The organism is Microbacterium sp., assembly GCF_032084865.1.
Lineage (GTDB): Bacteria > Actinomycetota > Actinomycetes > Actinomycetales > Microbacteriaceae > Microbacterium.
On the sequence record NZ_DAMDLU010000134.1, the window covers coordinates 1 to 7,857 of the forward strand.

11 protein-coding genes are annotated in these 7,857 nt (G+C 66.3%); 10 read left to right on the forward strand and 1 reads right to left on the reverse strand.

Annotated elements, in window-relative coordinates; translation table 11 throughout:
* The first annotated feature begins 131 nt into the window (after positions 1-131).
* The 10 genes from RT309_RS12240 to RT309_RS12285 all read left to right on the forward strand — a co-directional run bounded on the left by RT309_RS12240 (position 132) and on the right by RT309_RS12285 (position 7,493).
* Entirely contained in the window at positions 132-425 is a 294-nt protein-coding gene (locus tag RT309_RS12240) for a rhodanese-like domain-containing protein (protein WP_313357421.1), read from the forward strand.
* Positions 422-685: a glutaredoxin family protein gene (locus tag RT309_RS12245; protein ID WP_313357423.1), complete on the forward strand. Its 264-nt coding sequence runs from the start codon at positions 422-424 to the stop codon at positions 683-685. Before RT309_RS12240 ends, RT309_RS12245 begins: the two co-directional genes overlap by 4 nt.
* The gene (locus RT309_RS12250; RefSeq protein WP_313357425.1) at positions 682-981 is read left to right on the forward strand and encodes a Dabb family protein; all 300 of its coding nucleotides are present in this window, start codon (positions 682-684) and stop codon (positions 979-981) included. The genes RT309_RS12245 and RT309_RS12250 overlap by 4 nt, the downstream gene beginning before the upstream one ends.
* A gap of 127 nt (positions 982-1,108) precedes the next feature.
* The gene (locus RT309_RS12255) at positions 1,109-1,915 is read left to right on the forward strand and encodes a basic amino acid ABC transporter substrate-binding protein (protein WP_313357427.1); all 807 of its coding nucleotides are present in this window, start codon (positions 1,109-1,111) and stop codon (positions 1,913-1,915) included.
* Positions 1,916-1,943: 28 nt separating this feature from the next.
* Complete coding sequence (locus tag RT309_RS12260) at positions 1,944-2,735, forward strand: amino acid ABC transporter permease (protein WP_313357429.1); 792 nt, start codon at positions 1,944-1,946, stop codon at positions 2,733-2,735.
* On the forward strand, positions 2,732-3,487 hold the full coding sequence (locus tag RT309_RS12265; protein ID WP_313357431.1) for an amino acid ABC transporter ATP-binding protein: 756 nt from the start codon (positions 2,732-2,734) through the stop codon (positions 3,485-3,487). The genes RT309_RS12260 and RT309_RS12265 overlap by 4 nt, the downstream gene beginning before the upstream one ends.
* Before the next feature lie 61 nt (positions 3,488-3,548).
* Complete coding sequence (locus tag RT309_RS12270) at positions 3,549-4,373, forward strand: TSUP family transporter (RefSeq protein WP_313357433.1); 825 nt, start codon at positions 3,549-3,551, stop codon at positions 4,371-4,373.
* A 157-nt stretch (positions 4,374-4,530) separates the two neighbouring features.
* Positions 4,531-5,775 (forward strand): extracellular solute-binding protein, encoded by a 1,245-nt coding sequence (locus RT309_RS12275; protein ID WP_313357435.1) that lies wholly within the window; start codon positions 4,531-4,533, stop codon positions 5,773-5,775.
* A 12-nt stretch (positions 5,776-5,787) separates the two neighbouring features.
* Positions 5,788-6,672 (forward strand): sugar ABC transporter permease, encoded by an 885-nt coding sequence (locus tag RT309_RS12280; protein ID WP_313357436.1) that lies wholly within the window; start codon positions 5,788-5,790, stop codon positions 6,670-6,672.
* A complete protein-coding gene (locus RT309_RS12285) occupies positions 6,669-7,493 on the forward strand; it encodes a carbohydrate ABC transporter permease (RefSeq protein ID WP_313357437.1) in 825 nt (274 codons plus the stop codon). Before RT309_RS12280 ends, RT309_RS12285 begins: the two co-directional genes overlap by 4 nt.
* Before the next feature lie 21 nt (positions 7,494-7,514).
* On the opposite strand, the gene RT309_RS12290 is transcribed toward RT309_RS12285, so the two are convergent.
* The coding region (locus RT309_RS12290) for a GNAT family N-acetyltransferase (protein ID WP_313357438.1) at positions 7,515-7,857 on the reverse strand (343 nt) is incomplete at its 5' end.

Consider the following 7,857-nt stretch of genomic DNA (forward strand, 5'->3'; position numbering starts at 1 on the left):
ACCGCAAGCTGCTTCGCAAGACTCGCCACCAGCGCCGCAACAAGAAGTAAGCGGCACGACACCGAGCGCCCCTCATGGCTCCTGAGCCTGTCGCAGGGGCGCTTCGTGTCTGCGCCGACAGAAGGAGAACCGTGAAGACGATCACCGTCGACCAGCTCGCCCAGCGAGAGGGCGTGCCCCTGATCGATGTGCGCGAGCGCGATGAGTTCGCGGCCGGGCATGTGCCCGGCGCGATCAATCTGCCGATGTCGGAGCTGGGCGGCCGCCTGGACGCGTTGCCGAGCGAGGCGTTCGACGTGATCTGCGAGCTGGGTGGACGCTCGGCTCGGGTGGTCGAGGCGCTGTCGGATCGCGGACACGACGCGACGAACGTCGAGGGCGGCACCGCGGCGTGGGTGGCCCAGGGGCGCCCGGTCGCACAGTGACCACGCTCACGATCATCGGCAGACCCGACTGCCATCTGTGCGACGTCGCGAGCGAGGTGGTCGACGCCGTCGTCGCCGAGATGCCGGATGCCGCTGCCGAGCGTCTCGAGATCGTCGAGCAGTCCATCGGCGACGATCCCGCGCTCTACGAGCGCTGGTGGGAGAAGATCCCCGTCGTGCTGATCGACGGCGAACTGCACGCTCACTGGCGCGTCTCGCCGGATCGGCTTCGTCACGCACTCGAGGAGGCCATGAAGTGATCCGTCACGTCGTCAGCTGGAAACTGGCCGCGGAGGATGCCGCCGAGCGCGCCGAACAGGCCGCCGAGGTCGCTCGCCGCCTGAACGCGCTCATGGGCGTCGTTCCTGAGCTGCGCGCAGTGTCGGCCGGTGCCAACGTCGCGCATCCCGAGGTCAACTGGGATGTCACGCTGGTCGCCGACGTCGACTCGCTCGACGCGCTCGAGGCCTACCAGGTGCATCCGGCGCACAAAGAGGCCGGCGCATACATCAGATCGGTCGTCGCATCCCGGGTCGCCGTCGACTTCGAGATCTGACCGCATCGACAGTGCAACGCAAATGTGATCGCGCGATGTCCCGTCCTTCACCGCAAGGTCTCGAGTCGCGTGCCAAGATGAGTTCAACCCGCACCCGGGCGCAAGCCCCTGTCACGAAGGAGTGGCCATGAAGCGCCGTCCCCTGATCCTCGGCACCGCCATCGCCGCCGCTGCCGTCCTCGCTCTCTCCGGCTGCGCGAGCAGCTCGGACGGCGACAACTCCGCATCCGGTTCCGGGTACGGGCTGGTCGCCGACGGCACGCTGACCGTCTGCTCCGAGGTCCCGTACCCGCCGTTCGAGATGGAGGGCGGCGACAACGGAAGCGGGTACACGGGCTTCGACATCGATCTCGCCGCCGCCATCGCGAAGAAGCTCGACCTCAAACTGAGCGTGCAGGATGTCGGCTTCGACGGACTGCAGTCCGGAACGACGCTCGTGGCGGGCACATGCGACTTCGGCGCATCGGCGATGACCATCACCGATGAGCGCAAAGCCAACATCGACTTCTCCGACCCGTACTACGACTCGCTGCAGTCCCTGCTCACGAGCACGGATTCCGGCATCAAGAGCATCGCCGACCTCAAGGGCAAGAATGTCGGCGTTCAGCAGGGCACCACAGGCGAGAGCTACGCGCAGGAGAACGCCACGGGCGCCACTCTCGTCCAGTACCCCGGCGACGCTGAGCTCTGGCCGGCGCTGCAGGCGGGCCAGATCGATGCGATCCTGCAGGACCAGCCGGTGAATCTCGAGCACGAGAAGGCAGACGACACGTACAAGATCGTCGAAGAGTACGACACCGACGAGTCCTACGGCTTCGCCTTCGCGAAGGGTGAGAAGAAGGAGCTGCGCAAGGCGGTCAACGATGCGCTCGCCGAGCTGCGTGACAGCGGCGAGTACGACAAGATCTACGACAGCTACTTCACGGCGAAGTGATCGCCGCACCCGATCGGAGCCCGTGGCGATGGCATTGAAACGCAGGACCAAGAGCAAGATCTATCGCTACACGATGTACGGGATCTTCCTCGTCGCCGTGCTGCTGGTGGTTCTGCTCACCGACTGGCCGAAGATCGGCAAGCAGTTCTTCAACCTCGAGGTCGCGGCGAAGCTGTTCCCGGACATCGTCGTCCTGGCGCTGCGCAACACCATCCTGTTCACGCTCATCGCGTTCACCGGAGGGTTGCTGCTGGGCATCCTCTTCGCGCTGATGAAGCTGTCGGTCATCGCTCCGTTCCGGTGGTTCGCGACGGCGTGGATCGAGCTGTTCCGTGGGCTTCCCGCCCTGCTGACCATCTTTGCGATGGCGTTCATCCTCCCGATCGCCTTCGGCGTCAAGCCGCCAGGCGGTCCGGTGGGAGCGGGACTGATCGGTCTCATCCTGGTCGCGTCCGCCTACATGGCCGAGGTGATCCGGGCCGGCATCCAGGCCGTTCCCAAGGGACAGGCCGAGGCGGCGCGCTCGCTGGGCATGTCGCCGATGAAGACGATGTTCTGGATCGTCCTCCCACAGGGGTTCCGGATCATCATCCCGCCGCTGACCAATGAGTTCGTGCTGCTGCTGAAAGACACCTCGCTGCTGTTCATCGCCGGCACCTTCATCTGGTCGAAGGAGCTGACGAGCTTCGCCCGTGACGCGAACACCATGTACGCGAATGCGACGCCGCTCATCATGTCGGCGCTGCTGTATCTGGTTGTGACGATCCCGCTCACACGCTTCACGGCGTGGCTGGAGCGGCGGATGGCGAGGGAACGATGAGTACGGATCTGATCGATGTGCACGCACCGGCGATCGACATCCAGGGCCTGGCGAAGAGCTTCGGAGACAACGAAGTCCTCAAGGGCATCGACCTCACCGTGCACAGCGGCGAAGTGGTGTGCATCATCGGCCCGTCCGGGTCGGGCAAGTCGACGCTGCTGCGGTCGGTGAACCTGCTCGAGCAGCCGACAGGCGGTCACATCTTCATCGAGGGCATCGACGTCACCGACGAGGACACCGACATCGACCGAGTGCGCCAGCGCATCGGCATGGTCTTCCAGAGTTTCAACCTCTTCCCGCACATGTCGGTGCTGGGCAATCTCACGATCGCCCAGCGGCGCGTGAAGAAGCGGAGCAAGGAGGAGGCCGAGCAGGTCGCCCGCGAGATGCTCGATCGCGTGGGACTGGCCGAGAAGGCGGATGCCTTCCCCAGCCATCTCTCCGGCGGTCAGCAGCAGCGTGTCGCGATCGCGCGTGCCCTGTGCATGAACCCCGACATGATGCTCTTCGACGAGCCGACCTCGGCTCTCGATCCCGAGCTGGTCGGCGAAGTGCTTCAGGTGATGCGCACGCTGGCAGACGAGGGCATGACGATGCTCGTCGTCACGCACGAGATGGGCTTCGCCCGCGAGGTCGGCTCCAGGCTGATCTTCATGGACGGCGGCCACATCCTCGAACAGGGCGACCCGCGCGAGGTTCTGGCGAACCCGCAGCATCCGCGCACGCAGGACTTCCTCTCACGCGTACTTTGAGCGGCGGAGCCGAGTCGGTCGTGCGGGGCGAGGGCGCGCCGATCTGGCATCCTGAACTGTGATGGAGATCGGCGCGTTCCTCGGCCTCGAGCAGCTCACCTGGGGCATGCTCGTCCTCGTCGTCATCGCCGCATTCGGGGCCGGATGGATCGATGCGGTCGTCGGGGGTGGCGGCCTGCTGCAGCTGCCCGCCGTGCTGCTGATCCCCGGCATCACCCCGGTGCAGGCCCTGGCGACCAACAAGCTCGGCTCGATCTTCGGCACGGCCACGAGCAGCGTCACGTACTACCGTCGGGCAAGACCCGACATCCGCACCGCCCTGCCGATGGCGGCGATCGCGCTGGCGGGCTCGTTCGGCGGAGCCGCCGTGGCGACCGTGCTTCCAGCATCCGCCTTCAAACCCATCATCGTGGTGGCCCTGCTGGCCGTCGCGCTGTTCACCGCGTTCAAGCCGCAGCTCGGCGCGGCGACCGCGCTGCGCTTCTCGGGCCATCGCCATCACATCACGGCCGGCGTGGCCGGCCTGGTGATCGGATTCTATGACGGCCTGATCGGGCCGGGCACGGGAACGTTCCTCGTGATCACGCTCGTCGCGCTGCTCGGATACGACTTCCTGCAGTCGAGCGCGAAGGCGAAGATCGTGAACTTCGCCACCAACGCCGGTGCCCTCATCCTGTTCATCCCGCACGGTGCGGTGCTGTGGGTGCTGGGTCTGATCCTCGGCGTCGCGAACACCGCCGGCAGCTACCTCGGCTCCCGCATGGCGATCTCGCGGGGGTCCGGCTTCATCCGCGTCGTGTTCCTCGCCGTCGTCATCGTGCTCATCGCGAAGCTCGGCGTCGACGTGTGGAATGAGAACCTCGCGCCCCTGCTCGCCGCCCGCTGATGCCGGCATCCGAAACCTGTCATCCGGCAGAGCGAGCGAACGCGACCCTTGCCATGACCGGTGTCTTCCCGCGTAGACTCCGAATTGCGCTCGATCGGGCGCGCCAGTGCTCCCAACGGAGGAGGGGACGATGAGGTCACTAGGCACGATACGGATCATGGTCGGATTCGCCGGTCTCACCGCGGCGGCGGTCGCGCTGAGCGGATGCTCGGGATCGGGGGATCCGGGCGACGGCGACAAAGTCACCCTCGAGGTGCAGTCCGCGATGGCCGAGGGGACGCCCCGCTACGAGGCGCTCAGCGCGCTCGCGAAGGCGTACGAGAAGGACAACCCCGACGTCAAGGTCGACGTCGTCGCGATGGGCAGCGACTACGAGGGCGACATGAAGGTGCGGATGGGGTCGGGGGATCTGCCCGACATCTGGGCCACCCACGGATGGTCGCTGCTGCGTTACAGCGAGTTCCTCGAGCCGCTCGACGAGCAGCCGTGGGCCGACCAGCTCAACCCCGTGCTCGACTCGACGATGAAGAACGGCGACGGCGAGTTCTTCGCTCTTCCGCTGACGACCGACGTCGCCGGCATCCTGTACAACAAGACCGTGCTCGAGGATGCCGGAATCGACCCCGCCTCGCTCGGCACCATCGAGGCTTTCGACGCTGCGCTCGCCAAGATCAAGGGCGCAGGCGTCGTGCCGATCTCGAGCTCCGGCAAGGATGACTGGTTCGCCGGCAACGTCGCCGACTGGCTCGGCTCGGGCTCGTACGACGAGGCGCAGTCCGAGAAGCTGGCAGATGGTGAGTTCGTCGCCAGCGGATTCGAGGCCATGTTCACCACGCTCGACGAGTGGGCCAAGGCGGGCTACTTCAACCCCGACTTCTCATCGGCCACCAGCGACGACATCGCCACCGCGCTCGGGCAGGGCACCACGGCGTTCGTGATGATTCAGAACACCCTCGCGCTCGGCGCCAAGGAGTTCGTGCCGGACGCGGAGATCGGCTTCATTCCGGTGCCCGCGATCAACGGCGACGACGAGTACCTGATCGGCGGCGAGGGCGTCGCGCTGGGTGCCTGGCGCGACGGGGAGAACAAGGAGGAGGCGCTCGACTTCCTCGCCTTCCTCGCCGAGCCGGAGAACATCGGTCAGTTCGCCAGCGAGGACGGCAACCCGGCGGGTCTCACCGACATCGACGTCGACCTCGGCGACCTGTCCGACAGCTACGAGCAGTTCTTCACCCCGGGAGAGGTGCGCATGGTGCCGTACTTCGACCGCGCGTACCTGCCGAACGGCATGTGGAACACCCTCATCTCGACGACGTCCGGCATCGTCACCGGGCAGAACACGGTCGACTCGGCCGTGAAGCAGGTCGAGGCGGAGTTCGGCACGCTGTACGGGCAGCAGTAGGTCACGCGAGAGGTGGCTTCACGCTCGACGGGGATCTTCCCGCGCCGACTCAACTGGTTCTACGTGCCGGCGCTCGCGCTGTTCGCGGTGTTCTCGATCTACCCGCTGATCAGCGGCATCAGCCTGTCGTTGACCAACTGGAACGGGTACAGCCGCAGCAAGGCGTTCGTCGGGTTCGACAACTATCTGCGTCTGCTCGACGACGAGGTGTTCCGCACCGCCCTGGTCAACACGCTGATCTACGGTGTCGGCAGCACGGTCATCCAGCAGGTGCTCGGTCTGGGTCTCGCCGTCGTGCTCGACCGGATCGTGCGCGGGGCCGCGCTGCTGCGCGCGGTCATCTACCTGCCGGTGATGGTGTCGCCGGTGGTGCTGGGCACGATGTACTACCTGATCTTCCGGTACAACAACGGCGCCCTGAACGATGCGCGGGCGCTGTTCGGTGCAGACAAGGTCGCGTGGCTGTCGGATGCCGGATTCGCCATCACCGCGATCGTCCTCGTCAACTCCCTGCAGTTCGTCGGCATCTCGATGGTCATCTACCTCGCGGGTCTGCAGAGCGTGCCGACCGAGTACTACGAGGCTGCGCAGCTCGACGGCGCGACCTGGTGGCAGAGCTTCCGCAGCATCACGCTGCCGCTGCTGCAGCCCGCCTTCGCCACGAGCATCGTGCTGAACCTGATCGGCGGGCTGAAGCTGTTCGACATCGTGCAGGTGCTCACCGGCGGCGGGCCGGGTCAATCCACTCACTCGGTGTCGACGCTGATCGGCGAGACGTACTTCTCGAATCAGGCGGCCGGCTACTCGGCCGCGATCGGGGTCGTGCTGTTCGTCCTGATCGTCGCGGTCACGTTCGTGCTGAACTCGCTGCTCAACCAGAAGCGGGTCGAGCTGTGAAGAACACCTCCGCACCGTCGAAAATGCTCATCTACGCCGGTCTGGCATTCATCGCCGTGCTGCAGCTGCTGCCGTTCTACTTCGGGCTCACCACGGCATCCAAACCCAAGACCGACCTGTCGTCGCCGTGGATCTTCCCTGGCGAGATCCACTGGACGAACTTCGCCACGGCGATGCAGCAGGGGAACATCCTGCAGGCGATCGGCAACAGCGCATTGGTGACGGTCGTGTCGACGGTGCTCGTGTGCCTGCTCGGAGCGCTCACCGCCTATCCGCTCGCGCGGCGGGTCACGCGCGGCAACAGGCTGATCTACGCGTGCATCATCAGTCTCATCATGATCCCGCCGCTGTCGGTGCTCGTGCCGCTGTACACGCTCATGAAAGACCTCGGCGGGCTGAACACGCACTGGGGCATCATCGTGCTGATGGTCACCGGCAATCTGCCGCTCGCGGTTTTCCTGTACACGGCGTTCATGCGCAGCCTGCCCGTGTCGATCGAAGAGGCGGCGACCGTCGACGGTGCGGGCCCGCTGCAGGTGCTGTTCCGGATCGTCTTCCCCATGCTGCGACCCGTCACGGCCACCGTCGCGATCCTCGCCGGGATCGGCATCTGGAACGAGTTCGCGCTGAGCACGTACTTCCTGCGCACCGACGAGACCCGCACGATCGCCCCGGCCGTGGCGGGCTTCTTCGCGGCGCAGGGCAGCAACCCGGGTGCCGCTGCCGCGGCATCCGTACTCTCAGTCGTGCCGGTGCTGCTGGCCTACCTGTTCCTGCAGCGCAGCTTCATCAGGGGGATGGTCGCCGGATCGCTGAAGTGAGCCGACGCGCGGCGAACGCGGTCAGCCCGGCAGGTGGTACTTGAACCCGACGTGCGAGCCGGTGTAGCCGAGGCGCTCGTAGAACCGGTGCGCGTCAGCGCGCGCGGCATCCGAGGTGAGCTGCACCATCGCCGCGCCGAGTGCGGGGGCCGCCTCGTCGGCCACCCAGCGCATCACGGCCGACCCGATGCCGCTGGATCGCAGGTCGCTGCGCACCCGCACGGCCTCGACGAGCAGCCGGCGCGCTCCCCGCCTGGCCATCCCGGGTATCGAGGTGAGCTGCAGGGTGCCGACGATCGCTCCGTCGAGATGGACGACGAGCAGGTCGTTCGACGGTTCGGCGAGGATGTCGTCGAGGGCGCCC

Excerpts from the sequence above, each read along its gene's own strand:
- RT309_RS12270 (WP_313357433.1), top strand. The coding sequence starts at position 3,549 with ATGGAGATCGGCGCGTTCCTCGGCCTCGAGCAGCTCACCTGGGGCATG.
- RT309_RS12275 (WP_313357435.1), top strand. The coding sequence starts at position 4,531 with ATGGTCGGATTCGCCGGTCTCACCGCGGCGGCGGTCGCGCTGAGCGGA.
- RT309_RS12265 (WP_313357431.1), top strand. The coding sequence starts at position 2,732 with ATGAGTACGGATCTGATCGATGTGCACGCACCGGCGATCGACATCCAG.
- RT309_RS12255 (WP_313357427.1), top strand. The coding sequence starts at position 1,109 with ATGAAGCGCCGTCCCCTGATCCTCGGCACCGCCATCGCCGCCGCTGCC.
- RT309_RS12260 (WP_313357429.1), top strand. The coding sequence starts at position 1,944 with ATGGCATTGAAACGCAGGACCAAGAGCAAGATCTATCGCTACACGATG.